Origin of the sequence: Polaromonas sp. A23, assembly GCF_002001015.1 — a bacterium.
In the GTDB taxonomy this organism is placed as follows: Bacteria; Pseudomonadota; Gammaproteobacteria; order Burkholderiales; family Burkholderiaceae_C; genus Polaromonas.
Genome location: NZ_MUNO01000018.1, coordinates 151,962 through 172,032 on the forward strand (window position 1 = coordinate 151,962; position 20,071 = coordinate 172,032).

The 20,071-nt window shown below is 62.9% G+C and carries 19 protein-coding genes; 9 read left to right on the top strand and 10 right to left on the bottom strand.

From position 1 onward, the window contains the following. Positions 1 to 12: 12 nt before the first annotated feature. Complete coding sequence (hutH, locus tag B0B52_RS09635; protein ID WP_077593413.1) at positions 13 to 1,566, bottom strand: histidine ammonia-lyase; 1,554 nt, start codon at positions 1,564 to 1,566, stop codon at positions 13 to 15. A gap of 97 nt (positions 1,567 to 1,663) precedes the next feature. After that, a complete protein-coding gene (gene hutU, locus B0B52_RS09640; protein WP_077593414.1) occupies positions 1,664 to 3,367 on the bottom strand; it encodes a urocanate hydratase in 1,704 nt (567 codons plus the stop codon). A gap of 96 nt (positions 3,368 to 3,463) precedes the next feature. Here hutU and hutC point away from each other — a divergent pair, with 96 nt between their 5' ends. Genes hutC through B0B52_RS09665 form a run of 5 tightly spaced genes read left to right on the top strand, consistent with a single transcriptional unit; the run spans position 3,464 to position 8,151 of the window. Continuing rightward, positions 3,464 to 4,174, top strand: coding sequence for a histidine utilization repressor (hutC, locus tag B0B52_RS09645; RefSeq protein ID WP_077593415.1), 711 nt, complete (start codon positions 3,464 to 3,466; stop codon positions 4,172 to 4,174). Between the two features lie 33 nt (positions 4,175 to 4,207). Further along, the gene (locus tag B0B52_RS09650; RefSeq protein WP_077593416.1) at positions 4,208 to 4,768 is read left to right on the top strand and encodes a HutD family protein; all 561 of its coding nucleotides are present in this window, start codon (positions 4,208 to 4,210) and stop codon (positions 4,766 to 4,768) included. Then, positions 4,765 to 5,979, top strand: a complete 1,215-nt coding sequence (gene hutI / locus B0B52_RS09655; protein WP_077593417.1) for an imidazolonepropionase — start codon at positions 4,765 to 4,767, stop codon at positions 5,977 to 5,979. The genes B0B52_RS09650 and hutI overlap by 4 nt, the downstream gene beginning before the upstream one ends. Further along, a complete protein-coding gene (hutG, locus tag B0B52_RS09660; protein ID WP_077593418.1) occupies positions 5,976 to 6,776 on the top strand; it encodes an N-formylglutamate deformylase in 801 nt (266 codons plus the stop codon). The genes hutI and hutG overlap by 4 nt, the downstream gene beginning before the upstream one ends. Next, the gene (locus B0B52_RS09665; RefSeq protein ID WP_077593419.1) at positions 6,766 to 8,151 is read left to right on the top strand and encodes a formimidoylglutamate deiminase; all 1,386 of its coding nucleotides are present in this window, start codon (positions 6,766 to 6,768) and stop codon (positions 8,149 to 8,151) included. Before hutG ends, B0B52_RS09665 begins: the two co-directional genes overlap by 11 nt. On the opposite strand, the gene B0B52_RS09670 is transcribed toward B0B52_RS09665, so the two are convergent. Genes B0B52_RS09670 through B0B52_RS09685 form a run of 4 tightly spaced genes read right to left on the bottom strand, consistent with a single transcriptional unit; the run spans position 8,089 to position 12,114 of the window. Then, positions 8,089 to 9,123, bottom strand: a complete 1,035-nt coding sequence (locus B0B52_RS09670; protein ID WP_254425675.1) for an NAD(P)-dependent oxidoreductase — start codon at positions 9,121 to 9,123, stop codon at positions 8,089 to 8,091. The two genes, B0B52_RS09665 and B0B52_RS09670, sit on opposite strands and share 63 nt — an antisense overlap. Then, on the bottom strand, positions 9,120 to 9,803 hold the full coding sequence (locus tag B0B52_RS09675) for an RraA family protein (protein ID WP_077593421.1): 684 nt from the start codon (positions 9,801 to 9,803) through the stop codon (positions 9,120 to 9,122). Before B0B52_RS09675 ends, B0B52_RS09670 begins: the two co-directional genes overlap by 4 nt. A gap of 42 nt (positions 9,804 to 9,845) precedes the next feature. Beyond that, complete coding sequence (locus B0B52_RS09680; protein ID WP_077593422.1) at positions 9,846 to 11,111, bottom strand: alpha-hydroxy acid oxidase; 1,266 nt, start codon at positions 11,109 to 11,111, stop codon at positions 9,846 to 9,848. Between the two features lie 37 nt (positions 11,112 to 11,148). Beyond that, a complete protein-coding gene (locus B0B52_RS09685) occupies positions 11,149 to 12,114 on the bottom strand; it encodes a tripartite tricarboxylate transporter substrate binding protein (protein ID WP_077593423.1) in 966 nt (321 codons plus the stop codon). 98 nt (positions 12,115 to 12,212) lie between these two features. Here B0B52_RS09685 and B0B52_RS09690 point away from each other — a divergent pair, with 98 nt between their 5' ends. Beyond that, positions 12,213 to 13,091 carry a LysR substrate-binding domain-containing protein gene (locus B0B52_RS09690; RefSeq protein ID WP_077593571.1) on the top strand — a complete coding sequence of 293 codons (879 nt, stop codon included), beginning with the start codon at positions 12,213 to 12,215 and terminating at the stop codon, positions 13,089 to 13,091. A gap of 20 nt (positions 13,092 to 13,111) precedes the next feature. Here B0B52_RS09690 and B0B52_RS09695 read toward each other — a convergent pair whose 3' ends face one another. The 3 genes from B0B52_RS09695 to B0B52_RS09705 form a co-directional block, all read right to left on the bottom strand. Next, positions 13,112 to 13,816 carry a glutathione S-transferase N-terminal domain-containing protein gene (locus B0B52_RS09695; RefSeq protein ID WP_077593424.1) on the bottom strand — a complete coding sequence of 235 codons (705 nt, stop codon included), beginning with the start codon at positions 13,814 to 13,816 and terminating at the stop codon, positions 13,112 to 13,114. Positions 13,817 to 14,025: 209 nt separating this feature from the next. Beyond that, entirely contained in the window at positions 14,026 to 15,330 is a 1,305-nt protein-coding gene (locus B0B52_RS09700) for an amidase (protein WP_254425676.1), read from the bottom strand. Positions 15,331 to 15,400: 70 nt separating this feature from the next. Continuing rightward, entirely contained in the window at positions 15,401 to 16,615 is a 1,215-nt protein-coding gene (locus B0B52_RS09705) for a serine hydrolase (RefSeq protein ID WP_168173520.1), read from the bottom strand. Positions 16,616 to 16,688: 73 nt separating this feature from the next. Between B0B52_RS09705 and B0B52_RS09710 the strand changes: the two genes are divergently transcribed. The 3 genes from B0B52_RS09710 to B0B52_RS09720 all read left to right on the top strand — a co-directional run bounded on the left by B0B52_RS09710 (position 16,689) and on the right by B0B52_RS09720 (position 19,079). Beyond that, positions 16,689 to 18,104, top strand: a complete 1,416-nt coding sequence (locus B0B52_RS09710; RefSeq protein ID WP_077593573.1) for a coniferyl aldehyde dehydrogenase — start codon at positions 16,689 to 16,691, stop codon at positions 18,102 to 18,104. Between the two features lie 66 nt (positions 18,105 to 18,170). Next, entirely contained in the window at positions 18,171 to 18,626 is a 456-nt protein-coding gene (locus B0B52_RS09715) for a YiiD C-terminal domain-containing protein (RefSeq protein WP_077593426.1), read from the top strand. A gap of 15 nt (positions 18,627 to 18,641) precedes the next feature. Further along, on the top strand, positions 18,642 to 19,079 hold the full coding sequence (locus tag B0B52_RS09720) for a DUF2784 domain-containing protein (protein ID WP_077593427.1): 438 nt from the start codon (positions 18,642 to 18,644) through the stop codon (positions 19,077 to 19,079). Between the two features lie 99 nt (positions 19,080 to 19,178). Here B0B52_RS09720 and B0B52_RS09725 read toward each other — a convergent pair whose 3' ends face one another. Further along, positions 19,179 to 20,051: a CAP domain-containing protein gene (locus tag B0B52_RS09725; RefSeq protein ID WP_168173521.1), complete on the bottom strand. Its 873-nt coding sequence runs from the start codon at positions 20,049 to 20,051 to the stop codon at positions 19,179 to 19,181. Positions 20,052 to 20,071: the final 20 nt, after the last annotated feature.

Genomic DNA, 20,071 nt, shown 5'->3' on the forward strand with positions numbered 1-20,071 from the left:
TGCATGCAGTGTTCATGCCAGCCGCAGGGCATGTAATTCCGGGAGTTGGGCATCCAATGCCGCCGCAATGTCGCCGCTTGCCACCAGATGGTGCACCGCTTCCATGTCGCGGGCCAGGCTGCGGTCTTCCATCATGGCGGGTGAAACCACGCGAATCAACCGCAACACGCGTTCGAGCGGCGCCGAGCTTTTGAGCGGGCGCAAAAACTCAATGCCCTGCGCCGCGGCCAGCAGCTCGATGCCGACGATGTGTGCGGTGTTGCGCAGCATGGGCTGCAGGCGGCGCGCGGCAAAGGTGGCCATGCTCACGTGGTCTTCCTGGTTGGCTGAAGTTGGCAGGCTGTCCACGCTGGCCGGGTGCGCCATCGATTTGTTCTCCGAAGCGAGTGCAGCGGCGGTGACGTGCACGATCATGAAACCCGAATTGAGACCCGCATCGGGTGTGAGAAAGGGCGGCAGGCGCGAAACCACGGTGTCGACCAGCATGGCGATGCGGCGCTCGGTGATGGCACCAATTTCGGCAATGACCACGGCCAGTGCATCGCAAACCAGCGCGACAGGTTCGGCGTGAAAGTTACCACCTGAGAGCAAGCTACCTTCGTCGGCAAACACCAGAGGGTTGTCCGTCACGGCATTCGCCTCAATCACCAACACTCGGGCGGCGTAGCGCATCTGGTCCAGGCAGGCGCCCATGACTTGCGGCTGGCAGCGCAGGCAATACGGGTCCTGCACGCGGTCGTCGTTTTCCAGGTGCGACTGGCGGATTTCGCTGCCGGCCGTCACCGCACGGTAAGCGGCGGCGCAGTCGATCTGCCCCGGCTGGCCGCGCACTGCATGAATGCGTGGATCAAACGGGCCGTCGCTGCCGCGCGCGGCGTCCAGCGTCAGTGCGCCCGAGATCACGGCCGCTTCAAACAACCTGTCGGTGGCAAACAGCGCGTCCAGTGCCAGTGCTGTGGAGACCTGCGTGCCGTTGATCAGCGCCAGGCCTTCCTTGGCCGAGAGCTGCAGGGCTTGCAGGCCGGCTTGCTTGAGCGCGGTGGCTGCCGGCAGGCGCTGGCCGTTGTAGAAAACTTCGCCTTCGCCAACCAGCGGCAGGCACAAATGCGCCAGCGGCGCCAGGTCGCCCGAAGCGCCCACCGAGCCCTGGCACGGAATGACGGGGCAAATGCCGTGGTTGTGCAGGGCAAGCAGCGCATCAATCACCTCCTCGCGCACGCCCGAATAGCCGCGCGCCAGGCTGGCCGCCTTGAGCAGAAGAATCAAATGCACCACGCGGTTGGGCAGCGGCTCGCCGACACCCACCGCGTGCGAGCGCAGCAGCTTGAGTTGCAGAATGGCCAGGTCTTCCTTGGCAATGCGCGTATTGGCAAGCTTGCCGAAACCGGTATTGACGCCGTACACCGCCGCGCCACCATTGGCGGCCTTGTGCACCAGTGCGGCGCTGGCGCGCACGCCTGCGCGGCAGGCTGCGTCCAGCGTTACCGGTACAGGCTCTGCGCCGCAGAGACGGCGTAGTTGGGCGATGGATAGTTCGCCGGGAATGAGAAGTTCTTTGTTGGACATCGTGTTTTTCTTATCTCCGTTCGTCCTGAGCTTGTCGAAGGGGCGCAGGCAAGCTCGGAACAGGCTTCGACAGGCTCAGCCTGAACGGTGGGGGTGTTCAGCCAATCATGGGCAGGTTCAAACCGTTCTCACGGGCGCTGGTTTTGGCAATGTCGTAGCCGGCATCGGCGTGGCGCATCACGCCGGTGGCCGGGTCGTTGAACAGTACGCGTTCAATGCGTTCCGCTGCCTCGGGCGTTCCGTCGCAAACAATGACCACGCCCGAATGCTGTGAATACCCCATGCCGACGCCGCCGCCATGGTGCAGGCTGACCCAGGTGGCGCCGCTGGCGGTGTTGAGCAGGGCGTTGAGCAAGGGCCAGTCGCTCACGGCGTCGCTGCCATCCTTCATGGCTTCGGTTTCGCGGTTGGGGGAGGCCACCGAACCGCTGTCGAGGTGGTCGCGGCCGATCACGATGGGGGCTTTGAGCTCGCCGCTTTTCACCATCTCGTTGAAAGCCAGGCCTGCCAGGTGGCGCTCGCCCAGGCCTATCCAGCAGATGCGGGCCGGCAGGCCCTGGTAGCTGATGCGCTCTTCGGCCATGTCTAGCCAGCGGTGCAAATGCTTGTTGTCGGGGAAGAGCTCTTTCATCTTCGCATCGGTCTTGCGAATGTCCTCCGGGTCGCCGGAGAGCGCCACCCAGCGGAACGGGCCGACGCCGCGGCAGAACAGCGGGCGAATGTAGGCCGGTACAAAGCCGGGGTAGTCAAACGCGTTGGCCACGCCGAAGTCTTTGGCGACCTGGCGCAGGTTGTTGCCGTAGTCCACCGTGGGAATGCCCATGGCGTGAAACTCAAGCATGGCTTTGACATGCACCGCGCAGGATTCGCCTGCTGCCTTCGTGAGTGCCGCGTGTTGCGCCGGGTCTTTTTGCGCGGCTTGCCATTGCGCCACGCTCCAGCCCGCAGGCAGGTAGCCGTTGATGATGTCGTGTGCAGAGGTCTGGTCGGTCACCAGGTCGGGGCGCATGCCGCCGGCTGCGGCGCGGCGTGCCAGCTCGGGCACGATTTCGGCCGCGTTGCCGCACAGGGCAATCGATACAGCCTCCTTGCGGCTGGTGTGGTGCTTGATCATTTCCAGCGCTTCGTCGAGGTCCTTGGCCTGCTTGTCCACGTATTTGGTGCGCAGGCGGAAGTCGATGCGCGACTGCTGGCATTCAATATTGAGCGAACAGGCACCGGCAAAGGTGGCGGCCAGCGGCTGGGCACCGCCCATGCCGCCCAGGCCGGCTGTCAGTACCCAGCGGCCGGCCAAATCTCCCTTGAAGTGTTGGCGGCCCGCTTCGACAAAGGTTTCGTACGTCCCTTGGACAATGCCTTGTGTGCCAATGTAAATCCAGCTACCAGCTGTCATCTGGCCGTACATCATCAGCCCGGCGCGGTCGAGCTCGTTGAAGTGTTCCCAGGTGGCCCACTTGGGCACCAGATTGGAGTTGGCAATCAGCACGCGGGGAGCGCCGGAGTGGGTACGAAATACGCCGACCGGTTTGCCTGACTGCACCAGAAGGGTTTCGTCGGCCTTGAGTTTGCGCAGCGAATCCAGGATGGCGTCAAACGCCGGCCAGTTGCGCGCCGCCTTGCCGATGCCGCCGTACACCACCAGTTCATCGGGGTTTTCTGCAACCTCTGGATCGAGGTTGTTTTGAATCATGCGGTAGGCCGCTTCGATTTGCCAGTTGGCGCAGGTGAGGGTGTTGCCGCGCGGTGCGCGTACCGGCCTGGCTTTGCTCTGGAGGAAGGGGGTTTGCGAAAGATCTGACATGGCACAACTCCGGCGATGGCGAAACATCGAAAATTATTTATTCCGGCAAATCGTAGTTGTCTATACAACTTGTGTCAACTGGGGTAATCTACGGACATGGCAAAAGTTGTATTGCCTGCCTATGAGCAGGTCAAGGCCTTTATCAAGACACGCATCAGTGCCGGCACCTGGAAGCCGGGGGATCCGGTGCCCAGCGAGGCGGCGCTGATGGCGCAGTTCGGTATCAGCCGCATGACGGTCAACCGCGCGCTGCGCGAGCTGGCCGCCGAGGGCATGGTGACGCGGGTGCAGGGCTCCGGCACACGGGTGGCCGAGCTGCACCGCATTTCTTCCCGGCTGACGATTCGCGACATTCACGAAGAGGTGGCCGAGCGCGGCCATGTGCACACCACGCGGGTCTTGAAGGTGGAGGCCGAGAAAGCCAGCGCCGACCTGGCTAAAACGCTGGGCTTGCGCACTGGCGCGCGTGTTTTTCACACCTTGCTGGTGCATCTGGAAAATGGCGTACCCATCCAGTATGAAGACCGTTACGTCAACCCGGCGGCCGCACCGGATTTTCTGGAAACCGACTTCACGCGCACAACGCCCACCCACCACTTGCTGCTGCATGCGCCGCTGACCGAAGCCAGTTATTCCATAGAGGCTTGCCTGCCGACAGCGCACGAGGCGAAAGAGCTGGGCATCAAGCGCGCCGAGCCCTGTTTGGCCATGATGCGCCGTACCGTCAGTGGCGCCCATGTGGCCAGCGTGGCCCGCCTGATTTACCCTGGCACGCGTTACAGCTTTGCAGGACAATTCCAGGCATGAGTGCACAAGCATTCCCAACGCGGAGATGACCCCATGAGCTGGCAAATCATTCCCCTCGAAGAGGTCGCGCCCACGCCATGGCGCAATGGCGGTGGCATTACCCGCGAACTTCTGGCCTGGCCTACGGCGCAGGACTGGGACTGGCGCATTTCGGTGGCCGAGGTCGAGAAGAACGGGCCGTTCTCGCGCTATGAGGGCGTGGAGCGGTGGTTTGCAGTGCTCGGTGGTGCGGGTGTGCGGCTGGCGCTGGACGGAAAAGACCACGAACTCACCGCTGAAAGCGCACCCTTTTGTTTTGACGGGAACCAGCCCTGCAAGTGCGAGCTGATCGACGGGCCCACCGAAGACTTCAATTTGATGCTGAAAAAAGGGCGTGGACACGCCCGCGTGGTGCGTGTGCGGGAGGCACTGAACGTAGAGGTGCCACCTGGCGCACGTGTTGCCGTGTACGCCTGGGACGAGCCGGTGACGGTGCAGGTGGACAAGAAATTTGTCACCGTGGCGCCGCACACGCTGGCCTGGCGTGCGATCGCCGACGGCGCTTCGGTGCGGATCCAGGCGGCAACGGCACTCTGGATGGAAATGACACGATGACGGTGCAGATCTGGCGCCATTGCAGGGTTGCGACGCTGCAACCGGCGGATCCGGCGCCTTACGGCTTGATCGAAGACGCAGCGCTGGCCGTCGAGGATGGCAAAGTCCTTTGGGTGGGGCCTCTTGCCGCGCTGCCGGCCGAGGTCAAAAAACGCAGCACACGCGAGCATGACGCCGGCGGTGCTTTGATCACACCGGGTTTGATCGACTGCCATACCCATCTTGTGTATGGCGGTGACCGCGCCCATGAGTTCGAGCTGCGGCTCCAGGGTGCAAGCTACGAAGATGTGGCGCGCGCTGGTGGCGGTATCGCATCGACCGTGAAGGCGACCCGCCTGGCAAGCGAGCAGGAGTTGGCCGCGCAAAGCATGAAGCGGCTGCAGGCGTTGATGGCTGAAGGTGTGACGACGGTGGAGATCAAGTCTGGTTATGGGCTGGCGCTTGAACATGAGCGCAAGACGCTGCGCGTGGCCCGTGCACTGGGGCAGGGCCAAGCCGTTGAAGTGCGCACGACGTTTCTGGGTGCCCATGCAATTCCCCCTGAATTTACCGGCCGGAGCGACGACTACATCGACGAGGTGTTGCGCATGCTGCCAACGCTTCATGCCGAAGGCCTGGTTGACGCTGTTGATGCTTTTTGCGAGCGCATTGCTTTCAGCACTGTGCAGACCGAACGTGTGTTTGAGGCTGCATGTGCATTGGGTTTGCCGGTGAAGCTTCATGCCGAGCAGCTCAGCGACAGCGGTGGTGCACAACTTGCGGCGCGTTATGGCGCCATCAGTTGCGACCATCTGGAGTGGCTCAGTGACGCGGGTGTGGCGGCGATGGCGCAGGCCGGCAGCGTGGCCGTGCTCTTGCCGGGTGCGTTTTATTTTCTGCGCGAAACAAAGTTGCCCCCGATAAGCCAGTTGCGCGAGGAGGGCGTACCGATGGCGATATCCACCGATTGCAACCCCGGCAGCTCGCCTTGCACTTCGCTGCTGCTGATGCTCAACATGGCCTGCACCTTGTTCCGGCTGACGCCCGAGGAAGCTCTGGCCGGTGTCACGCGGCACGCGGCCAGGGCGCTGGGGCTGCACGACCGCGGCACGCTTGCGGCAGGCCAGCGTGCCGATTTTGTACTTTGGGATGTTGCGCACCCGGCCCAGCTTAGTTACGCCATCGGCGCCAATCCGCGTCTCCAGACTGTTTTCAAAGGTGAGCTCGCATGAGTTTTGTCCTGCACCGCGGTTCGGTGCCTTTGCTGGTCAGCATGCCGCACACCGGCACCCTTATTCCGCCGGAGTTGACGGGCGATTACGTCGAGCGCGCGCTCGGCGTGGAAGACACCGACTGGCATTTGCACCAGCTGTACGACTTTTTGCCGGGCCTGTGCGCCAGTGTGCTCAGGCCCCAGTATTCGCGTTACGTGATTGACCTGAACCGCCCGCCAGACGATGCGCCCATGTACCCCGGTGCATCCAACACCGAGCTGTGCCCCACGCATTTTTTCAACGGTGACCTGCTATACCGAGAGGGGAAAGCGCCCGCGCCTGACGAACGCCTGCACCGGCGCAAGCTTTACTGGCAGCCATATCACACAGCCCTGGCCGATGAACTGGCCCGCATCAAGGCTGAGCATGGGTTTGCCCTGCTCTGGGACGCGCACAGCATCCGCTCCGAGATTCCCTGGCTGTTTGAAGGCCGTCTGCCCGACCTCAATATCGGCACGGCCAATGGTGCCGCCGCCCATGCCTCCATCACCGAGGCGGCTGCGGCTGCCTGTGCGGGTGCGCGTGGCGTCAGCAGCGTGGTTAACGGCCGCTTCAAGGGCGGCTACATCACGCGCCATTACGGTCAGCCGGCAAGTGATGTTCACGCGATCCAGCTCGAAAAATGCCAGAGCCTGTACATGCAGGAAACGGCGCCTTTTGCCTACGACAAGGCACGGGCACGCAAGATCCAGTCGGTTCTGGAGACGATGGTCATGGCCAGCCTGAACGCTGCGCGCAAACTGTATGGTTGCTGAAGCGACACGTTATTTCGCACCACAGGCGTGGGTGGACGGTGCGTGGACCCAGGATGTGCTTCTGGCGGTGGCCGCGGACGGCACCTGGGCCAGCATTGAACCCAACGCGGTGGAGGAAGCGCGGCATGGCGCGGTGCAACTGAAAGGGCCGGTGTTGCCGGGCCTGGTCAACGCGCACAGCCATGCTTTTCAGCGTGCCATCGCCGGGTTGACCGAACGCTCGGAGGGCAGCAGCGACGATTTCTGGAGCTGGCGTGACCGCATGTACAGCGCTGCGCTGCGCATCACGCCCGAGCAGCTGGAAGCAGTGGCGGCGCTGCTTTACGCAGAGCTGCTGCAGGCCGGCTATACGCAGGTCTGCGAGTTTCATTACCTGCACAACAACACCGACGGCAAGGCCTATGCGGACCCGCTGGCCATGTCTCTGGCGCTGGTGCGTGCAGCGCAGCGCGTGGGCATGGGCCTGACCCTGCTGCCTACGCTGTACATGCGTTCGGGTTTCGGGGCCACCGGCTTGCGTGAGGACCAGCGGCGGTTTGCCTCAACGCCCGAATCGGTGCTGCGTCTGGCTGAGGGGGTGTTGCATCAGGGTGGCCATCAGATCAACACAGGTATGGCCCTTCATTCGCTGCGCGCGGTGGATGAGGCGGCGCTGCACGAGGTGGCGGCAGCGGCTAGGGCCAAAGGCATGGCGGTTCATATTCACATTGCCGAGCAGATACAGGAGGTGAAGGATTGCGTGGCCGCGCATGGGGAGCGGCCCATCGAATGGCTGCTGTCGCACGCAGCGCCCAACGCGCACTGGAACCTGGTGCACGCGACCCAGTCCACCGCAGCAGAGCTGGAAGGTGTGAAAAAAAGCGGGGCGGCGGTGGTGATTTGCCCCAGCACCGAAGCCAATCTGGGTGACGGCGTATTTGACCTGCCGGCTTACGCAGCGGCCGGAGGCAATTGGTCGGTGGGCTCCGACAGTCACGTGACGCGCAGCTGGCAGGAAGAGCTGCGCCTGCTTGAATATTCGCAACGCCTGACTTTGCGCCAGCGAAATATTGCGGCGCGCATGCCGGCTGGCCCAGGCTCGGCAGGCAACCTGTTCAACGCCGCGCTGGCGGGCGGCAGCGCAGCTACGGGCTTGCCTTTGGGCGGCCTGCATCCCGGTCAGCGCGCCGACTTTCTGGTGGTGGATGCCACTTCACCCGCGCTGCTGGGTATTCCGGCCGACCATGTGCTGGACGCGCTGGTGTTTTCCAGCCCCGACGCGCGTTTCAGCGAAGTGTTTGTGGCAGGCAAGAAGGTGGTCAGTGGCGGACAGCTAGACCAATGGCCGCGCCTGGCCAGTGAGTTCGTTGAGGCCATGCAGGCCTTGTGGGGGTGATGAGTTTGATGGGGCTGATGCGGTTCCCTGCGTGTTCAACACGCGCCGGGCAAGCACCGTCAGCGTGTTGGTAGTCGCCGCGACACCCATTTTCACGTAGGCGTCGCTGGTCACGCCGCCAATGTGCGGGCTCAGAACGAAGCCCGGCTCCTTTTGGAAGATGTGCGGCACAGCCATCGGTTCGGTGGCGAAACTGTCCAGACCAGCCATGGCCACCTGGCCTGACCGAACAGCCTCCAGCAGCGCTTGCTCGTCCACCAGCCCGCCGCGCGCCGTGTTCACAAAAATCATCCCCTTCTTGCATTGCGCCAGAGTCGTGGCGTTGATCAGGTTGCGGTTTTCCGGTGTGAGCGGGCAGTGCAGGGAGATCGCATCTGAGTGTTTCCAGATGGTTTCCAGCCCGGACGGCAGGACATAAGCCGGCAGATTTTTGGCAAAGGGATCGAATCCGAGTACGCGCATGCCCAGCGCGTCTGCCATTTTGGCGAAGCGAAGCCCGATCGCGCCGAGCCCGATCACGCCTATGGTTCGACCGTCCAGCTCAAGACTCTTGTGTGTTGCCTTGTCCCAATGGCCGGCGTGCATGCGTGCGTCAAGCTCTACAACGGATTTCGCGCAGGCGAGCAACAGAGCCAGCGCATGTTCCGCCACAGCGGCAGCATTCGCTCCGACAGCCGCAGTCACTTCTATGCCGCGTGCGGCGGCGGCTGCCTTGTCGATGGTGTCGGTGCCGCTGCCGTGCTTGGAAATCACTTTCAGCGCCGGCGCCGCGTCCATGACTTCAGCAGTCACCGCGCCATAACGAACGATGATGGCAACCGGGTTGTGCCGCTTGGCCAGCGCCTGAATGTCGGCAGGCAATGGCGCTTTGCCAGCGAAGATCACCTCGTACTCGCTGAGCAGTTCCAGCGCCTGCGGAGCCAGGTCGGCACCCGTGACCAATATGGCCGGCTTGTGCTGGCCTGCAGTCACAGGCTTTCCCCGACCTTGAGAACGCCGGCAGCCCGCAATGCGGCGTCCAGCCATTTGGCGGCTGTGTCGCCCCGCTTGATGGCGGCTATACGGTCGGTCTCGTCCTGAACCTTCTTCGCGGCCAGCGGCAAAAGCGACTCGATCTTTTCCCGCTCGACCACCACCACGCCGTCCGCATCGCCCAGGATGAAATCGCCGGGGTTGACCGTCACGCCGCCCACAGTGACGGGGTGGCCGATGCGGCCAGACACCAGCTTGGTCGGGCCATTCGGATTGGTGCCGACGCTGAAGACGGGGAACTTCATCTCCTCGATCTCCAGCGCATCCCGCACTGCGCCGTCGATCACGACACCGGCGATGCCCAGCTTCTGGCAGGCGGTCATCATGATGGTGCCCATCAAGGCCGCGGTCTGGTCGCCTTTTCCATCGATCACCAGCACGTCTCCTGGTCTGGCCAAGGACATGGCGGCATGAATCATGAGGTTGTCGCCGGGGCGAACGTCCACGGTGAAGGCTGTTCCCACGACTTTCATGTCGGGACGCAAGGCGCGAATACGCCCATGCATTGCACCGCGACGGCCAGCGACATCGGCAAGGATGGCGGCCTGGTACCCGGAGGCTTGTTGAACAATCGCTGCCGGGACCCGGTCGAACGTGCGGTTGATGTCGGGTAAGGTCATATCTGTATATCTGTTATTGGCAGAGAGAATCGGATGGCAAGCTCAGGCTTCTGGCGTGAGAAAAGGGTTCAATAGAGAGCGACGGACATCACGCAGCTGTGTGCCCGTCACTTCAGAAATCGACATCAGGCCGAGAAGGCCCAGGTCGCGCTGGATTTCGTCGGCAAGGATACGGATCGCATGGCGCACGCCCTCTTCGCCAGCCACAGCGGCCGCATAGTTGAAGGGGCGGCCTACAAACACGAACTTTGCGCCGAGTGCGAGCGCCTTCAGGACATCCGTCCCGCGCCGGATGCCGCTGTCCATCATGACTGGGAAGTCGCCACCCACGGCCTGGACGATTTCCGGCAGCACGCGCAGCGGCGAGACCGTGCCATCGAGCTGGCGGCCGCCATGGTTAGACACGATCAGGCCGTCGGCGCCCATGTCGCGCACTTTTCGTGCGTCCTCGTGGTTCATGATGCCCTTGACCACCAGGGTGCGCTTCCACTTGCGGCGGATCAGGGCCAGGTGCTCCCAATCCAGGTGATCCTTCGCCCCGAAGTCGCGTGCCACCCGCGACGAGAGGATGGGGGCGCCGCGGGTGGCATACGAGTTCTCGAAGTGCGGCATTCCGTGGGTAACGAGCGTCCGCAGGAAGGTCGCTATCGTCCAGCGCGGGTGGGTCAGCCCCTCCCACGCCAGGCGGAAGCTCGGTCGCAGGGGCGTGGAAAAGCCTGCGCGGATATTGTTCTCGCGGTTGGCGAGCACGGCGGTGTCCACCGTCAGCACGAGCGTCTTGACGCCCGCAGCGTCGACGCGATCGATCAAGGCTTCAATCCTGGCGGTCTCGCCAGGCAGGTAAGCCTGGAACCACGTGTCGGGGGCCGCGGCGATCACCTCTTCCAGCGCGATGAGTGAGGAGCCGCTCATGATCATCGGCACGCCCTCGGCCGCCGCTGCGCGGGCCTGCACAAGGTCGCCGCGGTACGCGCTCAGCGCGCTGATGCCCATGGGCGCGATGCCGAACGGTGATGCGTAGCGCCTCCCGAAAAGGTCGACTGCCTGGCTGCGACCGGAAACGTTGCGCAGCACTCGCGTGACGAAACCGAACTCGGAGAATGCCGTGCGGTTGTCGTGCAGCGAGGCCGAGTCTTCCGCTCCGCCGGCGATGTATTCAAAGAGCGGGCGCGGCAGGTGGCGCCGAGCGCTTGTCTCAAAATCCTGCAACGACAGGAACTTCCGCAAGCCCGGCGGCGCGGCGGGACGTGCTACCGGCGGCAGGCGCGTCACCGTCGGCGCAGCCCCGGAAGAGACTAGTTGCGACATGCGGAGATCCGTTGACCTTGGATGTTTGCTTCGCGGGTCAGTCGATCGTGGCGCCGGATTCCTTGACGACCTTGCCCCACCTGGACATTTCGCCACCGATAAATTTTGCAAACTGATCAGGCGTGCTGCCGGCGACGTCAGCCCCCTGGTCGCTCAGCTTTTTCTGCAGTTCGGGATTTTTGAGCGCCTTGTTGATTTCGGCATTCAACCTGACGACTATTTCCTTTGGTAGTTTGGCCGGGCCGAGAATGCCGAACCACGTCGCTACTTCAAAGTTTTTGTAACCTGACTCCGCGATCGTGGGCGTTTGCGGAATGTCGTCGACACGCTTGAGGGAAGTCACAGCCAACGCCCGCATCTTTCCGCTCTTGATATTCCCGATCACGGTGGGGATGGACGACACGTAGATTTGCACCTGGCCGCCGATGACGTCGGTGATGGCTATGGCAGCGCCCTTGTAGGGGATGTGCACCAGCTTGATCCCGGCTTCTTTCTGAAACAGCTCAGTCGCCAGATGACCGACCGTCCCATTTCCCGATGTCGCGAAATTGATGGTGCCGGGCCTGGCTTTGGCGTCGGACACCACGTCCGCGAGGGTCTTGTATGGCGAATCCGTCGCCACGACCAGGACCATGGGGGAACTCGCAACCATTGAGATGGGCGCCAGATCCTTGACCGGGTCGTAAGGCAGCTTTTTGTACAGACTCGGGTTGATGGCCAGGTTGCTGGTTTGCCCGAGCACGAGGCTGTAACCGTCGGCTGGCGACTTGGCGATGTTGTCCAGGCCGATGGCGCCGCCAGAACCAGGCTTGTTCTCGACGATGAAGGACCATTTGGTGGCCTCAGTGATTTTCTGGGTCACCTCGCGCGCAAGGATGTCGGTGCCCCCGCCTGGGGGGAAGGGAACGACGAGTCGAATGGGCTTGGACGGCCATGTCTGGCCGAACGAGACGGTACAGGCGGTGCAGGCGATTAACGCCAGCAAGAGGCGGCGGGTGTTCATTGAGTTTGTCTCCTTAGTTTTTGTACCACCAGTATCAGCAGGTGTTAATCTACGGTCCAATTGATAATTTCTTCATTTTCATAAATAAGACTTTTGCAATGGATTTTCGTGACCTGCGCTATTTCGAAACAATTGCCGAACTGCAGCATGTCGGACGTGCAGCCGAGAAACTGCATCGCACGCAGCCCGCGCTGACCAGCTGCATCCGTCGGCTGGAGGAGGACTGCGGCTTTCCTGTTTTCGAGCGTGCCGGGCGCGGAATTCGACTGACCGCGGCAGGCCAGGTGCTGCTCAAGTGGGCTCAGCGCATGCGCTTCGACATGGAGGATGCGAAGCTTGAGATTGCCGCCATCGGAAGCGGCCTTGCCGGGCATGTACGAATTGGCATTGTGCCGACAGCTGCCCGGTTCCTTCTGCCTGCCGCGGCGCGGCAACTGCTGCAGGAGGGGCCTGACATCACGCTGCGGACGGTCGTGGGGCTTGTCGACAAGTTGAATTCGTTGCTGGAACAGGGAGAGCTGGACATCGTCGTAGCGACTGAGACTCCCACTGCACCGGGAATGGTCTCCAGGCTCCTGGCGGAAGATGTCGTCGTCGTCGCCGCGAGCGCCAAGCACGAGATCTTTAGCGGCAAGCCGACTCTGAGAGATCTGACGAAGTATCGGTGGGCACTACAGCCTCCCGGCGCACCTTTGCGAGATTGGCTCGACCACACATTCGACAGACGCCGGTTGCCGCGACCTGATGTGCAGGTCGAAAGCACGATGCTACTGATGCTTCCGACCCTCATCGCAGAAACCGGTCTCCTGAGCTTCTTCTCCCGTCGCCATCTCGGCGCAAAAGGCTCGGGTTCAGGCTTTAAGGAAGTTCCTTTGAAGGAGACGACCATGCTGCGGCGGTTTGTGGTGACCTACCGCGAGAAGGGGTACCTTTCAGCCGCCACGCTGCGACTCATAGACTTGCTGGCGCAGGGTTGAACGAGCGCCTTGCCAGCTGCTTAAGGCCGCGCCGGAATACCCAGACCCTTGACGACCGCCGGACGCGCCGCAAAAACCTCCAGCACGCGCTGAACATTCGGGAAGTCGTTGATGCCGACAAGGTCACCGGCTCCGTAAAACCCGATCAGGTTGCGCACCCAGGGGAAGGTGGCGATGTCGGCGATGGTGTAGCTGTCGCCCATGATCCAGCTGCGGCCGGCCAGGCGTTGGTCCAGCACACCCAGCAGGCGTTTGGACTCGGCCACGTAACGGTCGCGCGGGCGTTTGTCTTCGTACTCCTTGCCGGCAAACTTGTGGAAGAAGCCGAGCTGGCCAAACATCGGGCCGATGCCGCCCATCTGGAACATCAGCCACTGAATGGTTTCATAACGGCCCGCCGCATCCGCAGGCATGAACTGACCGGTTTTTTCAGCGAGGTAAATCAGGATGGCGCCGGATTCGAACAGTGCCAGCGGTTTTCCGCCCGGGCCGTTGGGGTCGAGGATGGCGGGGATCTTGTTGTTCGGGTTCAGCGAAAGAAAGGCGGGCGACAGCTGGTCGTTGGTCGCAAAGTCCACGAGGTGCGCTTCATAGGGCAGCCCGGTTTCTTCCAGCATGATGGATGCCTTCACGCCGTTGGGTGTGGGCAGGGAGTAGAGCTGGATGCGGTCAGCGTGCTGGGCCGGCCATTTTTGGGTGATGGGAAAATTGGAAAGATCAGGCATGTTGATGAAAACTTTTCTGCTGGAGGGGTTGCTGATGGGCTGCCTACTGTAGCCCAGACGCGAAAAAAACGCAGAGCCACGGTTAACCCTGGGGTAGGCAAAATGCTATTAAATCAGTAGCTGCTTGCGCCCGGCCGATAAAGGCTCCATGCGGTTTTTGCTTATGCGCTGACAGCGCCTGTACCTTTTGGCACCTTTCGGACCGCCGGTCAGTGTTGGCCGAGTTCCCGCTCAACCGCGGCGCCCAACGCCAGAAGATCCCTGTCAGCGCCACGGCGGCCCACCAGCATCAAGCCCACGGCCAGCCCGTTGCCGCGCGGCAAGGGCAGCGAGAGCGCAGGCAGGTCGAAGAAGTTGAAGACAGAAGGGTTGCGCAGCAGCAAGGCGTTGGTGCGCAAAAACACTTCTTCGTTTTGCACGGCGTCAATCCGGGGCGCCAGCATCGGCACGGTGGGCAGTAGCAAGGCATCCAGGCCGGCCATGCGGGCGTCAAGCGCGGGCAGCAGGGCAGCGCGTGCCTGCTGAATGCCCACATAACTGGCCGCGTCCAGCGTCTGGCCACGGCGTATGCGGCCGAGCACGATGGGGTCGTAAGCGTCAGGCTGGCTGTCGGCCCACTGGCGGTGAATCCAGGCCGCTTCGGCCGCAACCAGGGTACCGCGCTCCTGCAGGCGGAAGGGCTCGCCGAGCAAATCATCCAGGGCTTCGTTGCTGATATTGGCACCGGCCTTGGCCAGGCGCTCCAGCGCCTGTTCGACCGCCGTCAGAACTTCGCCATCCGCCTGGCTGAACAGCAGTCCGCGTGCCACACCCAGGCGCAGGCCGCGCACATTGCGTTGTGGCAGGGGCTCATGCGCCGTTGCGGCCAGCACACTGTCGGCCGCTGCCGCATCGGCAACACTGCGGCACAGCGGGCCGATGGTGTCGAGCGTGAACGAAAGCGGAAAAGCGCCTTCGCGCGTGACGCGGGCCTGCGTCGGCTTGAAACCCACCAGCCCGTTGAGCGCCGAGGGAATACGCACCGAACCGCCAGTGTCCGAGCCGATGGCGATTTCGGCCATGCCGCGCGCCACGGACACACCCGCGCCCGAAGACGAGCCGCCTGGAATGCACATGGCATCTTTTGCGTTACCGGGCGTGCCGTAGTGGGGATTGATGCCGACACCCGAGAAAGCGAACTCGGTCATGTTGGTTTTGCCGATGATGACGGCACCGGCTGCACGCAGGCGGCTCACCACCACCGCGTCACGCGCGGCAGGTTCGGCATCGCGCAGCAAGGCCGAGCCGGCGGTGGTGGCTTCGCCGGCCACGTCGAACAAATCCTTGATCGAAACAATGCGACCGTCGAGTGGGCCTAGCGGTTTGCCACTGGCGGCTCTCGCGTCGGCGGCCTTTGCAGCCGCCCGGGCTTCATTCGCATACACGCGTGTGAAGATGCGGCGGCCTTCGTCACCGGCGGCCGCAATCTCGGTCAGCGCCGCCTCTAGTTTCTGGGTGGAGGTGATCATGCTCATGGGGCCGTACCTTAACGCATTGCTTTCCGGTGCTCCTCACCGTGGGCTGATGGCCGTTTTCCCTGGAAGGTCAGTCTTGCAGGCTGACGGCCGCACTGAACATGGCATACAGCTCGGCCTGCCAATTGCCCTCATGATTGACAGCGGTCTGCACCAGCACGGTCTGCGTCGGCAGGTCAACAAATACCCGCTGCCCGTGGTGGCCATTGAAGACCATCTGCGATCCGTCCGCCTTGGCGTGCCACATGAAGGCCTTGTAACCGGCCAGCAAAGCGGGGCGGGGCCGGGCGGAGCCGTAACTCACCTGCCTGTCGCTGTCTGTCCAGCGCGAGCATTCGGCTATCCAGGCGCTGCTGACAATCTGCTGCCCGTTCATCTGCCCGCGCTGGGCCACCAGTTGACCGAGCCGCGCCCAGTCTCTCAGACGCGCCGCCACGCCTATGCAGTTGAATTCATTACCCCGGGAATCCGTCGACCAGGTGGCTGCCGCCTCCGCGCCCATGGGTTGCCACAGCGCAGCCTGTGCAAATTCGGAGAGGCTCTGGCCCGTGACCCGGCGGATCACCATACCGATGGTCAACGGACACAGCTCGTTGTAATTGAAAGTGCGGCCGGCGTCTTCGCGGCGCTGGTTCCAGCCCGCCACTGTTCGCGCTACGTCGGTGTTGGCGCCGATGAAGGCGGCGGGATAGATGACTGGGTTGTCACGGTCGTGCAGCACCTCTGCACCGCTGGACATGTTCGACAGGTGGCGCAGCGTGACGCCACCGTGCAAGGTGCCCTGCAACTCGGGCACGTAGCGCTGGGCCTCGTCGTCATACGAGGCGATCAGCTTGCGGTCTATGCAAATACCCAACAGCAGCGACGTCACGCTCTTGGCCATGGACCAACTGGTCAGGCGCATGGCCGCGGTACGCTGATGCCGGTAACTTTCGTGCCAGATATTTCCCTTGCGGGCAATCAGCAGGCCGGTCACGGGCCACTGGTCCAGGTACTCTTGCGGACGGCGGCTGAACACGCCCCAGCGGTAGTTGAAGTCCGGCCGTAGGGCCTCAGTGAGCGGACTGGCTGCCGGCGCTGCCGCGATGGTACGGTGCTTGAACATCTGCTCGAAGCCACCCGAATAGTTGCCGACGCGAAAGGCCGTGCCTTTCTCGAACCCGCCGCCCCAGCCGGTGGGGTAGCCCGCGTCGGCCCCCCATGGGTCAGCGGCGGATGCCCGCAGGGGCAACAATCCCGCTGCCGCCATGCCGGCTGCGCCTGCCAGTACCTGTCTGCGTTTCATCGCGCGATCTCCTGAGGGTGAGAGTGAGGTTGAGCCCCTAATGTACAAGCGCATCGCCCCCTATCATTGCCGGATGAATTCCAGCACACCTTCCCTTCGCCCCCTGTTTGATGCCCAGTTCCACGCCAGCCGTGCGCAGGTCGAAGTGCCGCTGGCGCTGCGGCGCGACAGGTTGCTGCGCATCCGTGCCTTGCTTGATGAACACGGAAGCGCGCTGGCTGCAGCAGTGCAAGCCGATTTTGGCGTGCGCTCTGCGCAACTGACCGAGATCGCGGACCTCTTTGTGCTGCGCACGCTGCTGTCGCATACGCTCAAACATTTGCCGAAGTGGATCAAGCCGGTGAAGGTGTCCACACCGCTGTATTTGCAGCCTTCAAGCGCCTACCTGCAGCGCCAGCCGGTGGGCGTGGTCGGCGTGGTGTCGCCCTGGAACTATCCACTGCAGCTGGCGCTGGCGCCGGCCATCACGGCCCTGGCTGCCGGCAACCGCGTGATGCTCAAACCGAGCGAGCTGACACCGCGCACCTCGGCATTGATGGGTGAACTGATTGGCAAGGCTTTTTCAGGCGACGAGTTTTGTGTGGTTCAGGGTGATGCGGCGCTTGCCGTGGCTTTTACCAGTCTGCCGTTTGACCACCTGGTCTTCACCGGCTCGACGGCGACCGGCCGCAAGGTGGCCGAAGCCGCTGCCGCCAACTTGACACCGACCACGCTGGAGCTGGGCGGCAAATCGCCATGCATCGTTGACGCATCGTGCGACCTCAACAGTGCGGCGCTGAAGATCGCACATGGCAAGCTGCTCAACGCGGGGCAAACTTGCATTGCGCCTGACTACGTGCTGGTGCCCGCAGGCCGCGAAGCTGCTTTTGGCGAAGCCTTCACACGCGCTGTGGCCAAATTGTTTCCAATCATCGCCGGCAACCCCGACTACGCAGCCATCATCAGCCCGCGCCATCACGAGCGCCTGCAGGCGCTGCTGGCGCAGGCAGAAGGCGAAGGTGCGCGCCTGCAGGTAGTGAATCCCGGTGGCGCCGCGGCAGGCGATGCAAGGCAGATGGCGCCGGTGCTGGTGTTTGGCGCCACACCGGCCATGAAGCTGATGGACGAGGAAATTTTCGGCCCCATTCTTCCGGTGCTTCCCTACGCGTCGATGGACGAAGCCATTCGCTATATCAATGACCGGCCGCGGCCGTTGGCCCTGTACTGGTTCGGTACCGACACGGCCTCACGCGATACCGTGTTGGCACGCACAGTAAGCGGTGGCGTCACGGTGAACGACACGCTGATGCACATCGCCCACGACAACCTGCCTTTCGGCGGCGTGGGCGAGAGCGGCTGGGGCGCCTACCACGGTGAAACCGGGTTTCTGCGCTTCACCCAGCAGAAGCCGGTGCTGGTGTCGTCAAAGTGGGCGCGTGGTGACTTGTTTTACCCGCCATATGGCAAGCGCTTCGACCAGATCATGGGTTTGCTCAAACGCTGGCTATAAGGAAGCACAAGACGAGTACGTGTGTGGGCTGATATTCTTTGGTGCTGATCAACATCTGCACCGGCCATGTCACCCAGCGAACTCGAAACCTATCTCCACGCGCACATCCCGATGTCGCTGGCCATGCAGGCCAGCGTGGTACGGGCATCACCGGAGGCTGTGGTCCTCAGCGCGCCGCTGGCGCCCAACATCAACCACCGCGACACCGTATTTGGCGGCAGCGCTTCGGCCATCGCCATTCTTGCGGCGTGGTCCTTGCTGCACACGCGCATGAGCGCCGAAGGTTTGGCCAGCCGGCTGGTGATCCAGCGCAACACCATGTCTTACGAAGAGCCCATCGTCGGCACCTTTACCGCGACGGCGGAAGCGCCGGATGCACAAGCCTGGAGCCAGTTCCTGCGCATGTTCAAACGCAAAGGCAAGGCGCGCATCACCGTGGCTTCGGTGCTGCACTTTGACGGCGCGGTAGCGGGGCGCCTTGAAGGCGAATTCGTGGCGTTGGGAATGAATTCGACGTTCTGAGTGCCAGGAAACCCGATGCGTGCCGACATGCCCTACGCCTTGCTTGCAGACATCGTGCTCACGCTGCACGTCGCCATCGTGGCTTTTGTGGTGGGCGGACTGGTGCTGGTGATTGCGGGCAACCTGCGGGGCTGGCGATGGGTCAATGCCCTCTGGTTCAGGTTGGCACATCTGGGCGCCATCCTGTTTGTGGTGGCTGAAACCTGGCTAGGCATGGTCTGCCCGCTGACCACGCTGGAGCTGTGGCTTCGCGCGAAGGCGGGCGTGTCTGTTTACGGCGGCAGTTTTATTGAACACTGGTTGCAGCGCGTGCTGTATTACGAAGCGCCGTGGTGGGTGTTTGCTGTTGGCTACTCGGTGTTCGGCCTGCTGGTGATCGCGGCATGGGTGCGTTTTCCGCCCAGAGGATGGCGACGCAATGATTCTGCCGCGACACAGAGTGACGCTGAGTAACTCTCTTTTTGATAGCTACTCGCGCTGGTGGGATAAGGGCTAACGGCTGTTTTTCTTTATAAAAATCGGCAGAAACCTGCTCCGAGGCCAGAAGCTCTTTTATCTGGTCGCGCCAAACACCTGCACCCAATAAATTCCCGCGGTGCTGTTGGTGTTCACCGCAAAGGCGGCGCCCATCTCGGTATAGGCCGGCGCCATCAGGTTGGCGCAGTGCCCGGGGCTCTTGATCCAGCCTTGTACCGCTGCGTCGGCCTGCATCTGGCCGGCGGCGATGTTTTCACCGATGGCTCGCCAGTCATACCCGGCGCGGCTGGCCCTGTCGTCCACGTTGCTGCCGTCGCGGCCGGTGTGGCTGAAATAGCTGTGGCGGGCCATGTCGGCGGCGTGGCCGGCGGCGGCTTCTTGCAGTGTGCTGCTCCAGCGCAATGGGCGCGCTGCAGCAAACGATTCGGCGCCGCAGCGGCGGGGCTGTGCACGTGCTTCGTTCACCAGCGCCAAAATACGCGCGTGCACGTCGCCAGCCTGCGCGGCGGCTGGCGGGGAAAACGGTGCAGCCAATACCACCCAGGTTTGCGTGCCGCGCTGGTAGAAGCCAGCTTCTGCCAGCTCGCCATGCAGGGCTGTGGCACATGACTTGCCCAAGGTGCTGCGAGCCAGCGCGGCCGCACCAGCCGCGCCGCGTACGGTGATTTGCGCCGCGCGCACAGCGCGGTAGCCAGAGGCTTTGAGCGCGTCTTCGAGTTTGCGGCCACCTGCGATGAGCGATGCCGCGCGTGAGAGTTCGGCGTTTTCGCGCAAGGGCTTTGCCGGCCGGTCGCCCTTTGTGCAACCCTGCTGGCGCAGCGTGTTCAGCGCACCCAGCAGCGCGGCGTGGCCGCTCGTTTTCGTCTGTGCATGGCCTGTAGCGTTTAGCAGAATGGACAGCGCGAAGCAGACCACAGCCCGAAACGTTGCGTGTTGCGCCTCTTGCATTGTGCGAGTGTGCTCCATTT

Excerpts from the sequence above, each read along its gene's own strand:
- hutH (WP_077593413.1), bottom strand. The coding sequence starts at position 1,566 with ATGTCCAACAAAGAACTTCTCATTCCCGGCGAACTATCCATCGCCCAA.
- hutU (WP_077593414.1), bottom strand. The coding sequence starts at position 3,367 with ATGTCAGATCTTTCGCAAACCCCCTTCCTCCAGAGCAAAGCCAGGCCG.
- hutC (WP_077593415.1), top strand. The coding sequence starts at position 3,464 with ATGGCAAAAGTTGTATTGCCTGCCTATGAGCAGGTCAAGGCCTTTATC.
- B0B52_RS09650 (WP_077593416.1), top strand. The coding sequence starts at position 4,208 with ATGAGCTGGCAAATCATTCCCCTCGAAGAGGTCGCGCCCACGCCATGG.
- hutI (WP_077593417.1), top strand. The coding sequence starts at position 4,765 with ATGACGGTGCAGATCTGGCGCCATTGCAGGGTTGCGACGCTGCAACCG.
- hutG (WP_077593418.1), top strand. The coding sequence starts at position 5,976 with ATGAGTTTTGTCCTGCACCGCGGTTCGGTGCCTTTGCTGGTCAGCATG.
- B0B52_RS09665 (WP_077593419.1), top strand. The coding sequence starts at position 6,766 with ATGGTTGCTGAAGCGACACGTTATTTCGCACCACAGGCGTGGGTGGAC.
- B0B52_RS09675 (WP_077593421.1), bottom strand. The coding sequence starts at position 9,803 with ATGACCTTACCCGACATCAACCGCACGTTCGACCGGGTCCCGGCAGCG.
- B0B52_RS09680 (WP_077593422.1), bottom strand. The coding sequence starts at position 11,111 with ATGTCGCAACTAGTCTCTTCCGGGGCTGCGCCGACGGTGACGCGCCTG.
- B0B52_RS09685 (WP_077593423.1), bottom strand. The coding sequence starts at position 12,114 with ATGAACACCCGCCGCCTCTTGCTGGCGTTAATCGCCTGCACCGCCTGT.
- B0B52_RS09690 (WP_077593571.1), top strand. The coding sequence starts at position 12,213 with ATGGATTTTCGTGACCTGCGCTATTTCGAAACAATTGCCGAACTGCAG.
- B0B52_RS09695 (WP_077593424.1), bottom strand. The coding sequence starts at position 13,816 with ATGCCTGATCTTTCCAATTTTCCCATCACCCAAAAATGGCCGGCCCAG.
- B0B52_RS09700 (WP_254425676.1), bottom strand. The coding sequence starts at position 15,330 with ATGAGCATGATCACCTCCACCCAGAAACTAGAGGCGGCGCTGACCGAG.
- B0B52_RS09705 (WP_168173520.1), bottom strand. The coding sequence starts at position 16,615 with ATGAAACGCAGACAGGTACTGGCAGGCGCAGCCGGCATGGCGGCAGCG.
- B0B52_RS09710 (WP_077593573.1), top strand. The coding sequence starts at position 16,689 with ATGAATTCCAGCACACCTTCCCTTCGCCCCCTGTTTGATGCCCAGTTC.
- B0B52_RS09715 (WP_077593426.1), top strand. The coding sequence starts at position 18,171 with ATGTCACCCAGCGAACTCGAAACCTATCTCCACGCGCACATCCCGATG.
- B0B52_RS09720 (WP_077593427.1), top strand. The coding sequence starts at position 18,642 with ATGCGTGCCGACATGCCCTACGCCTTGCTTGCAGACATCGTGCTCACG.
- B0B52_RS09725 (WP_168173521.1), bottom strand. The coding sequence starts at position 20,051 with ATGCAAGAGGCGCAACACGCAACGTTTCGGGCTGTGGTCTGCTTCGCG.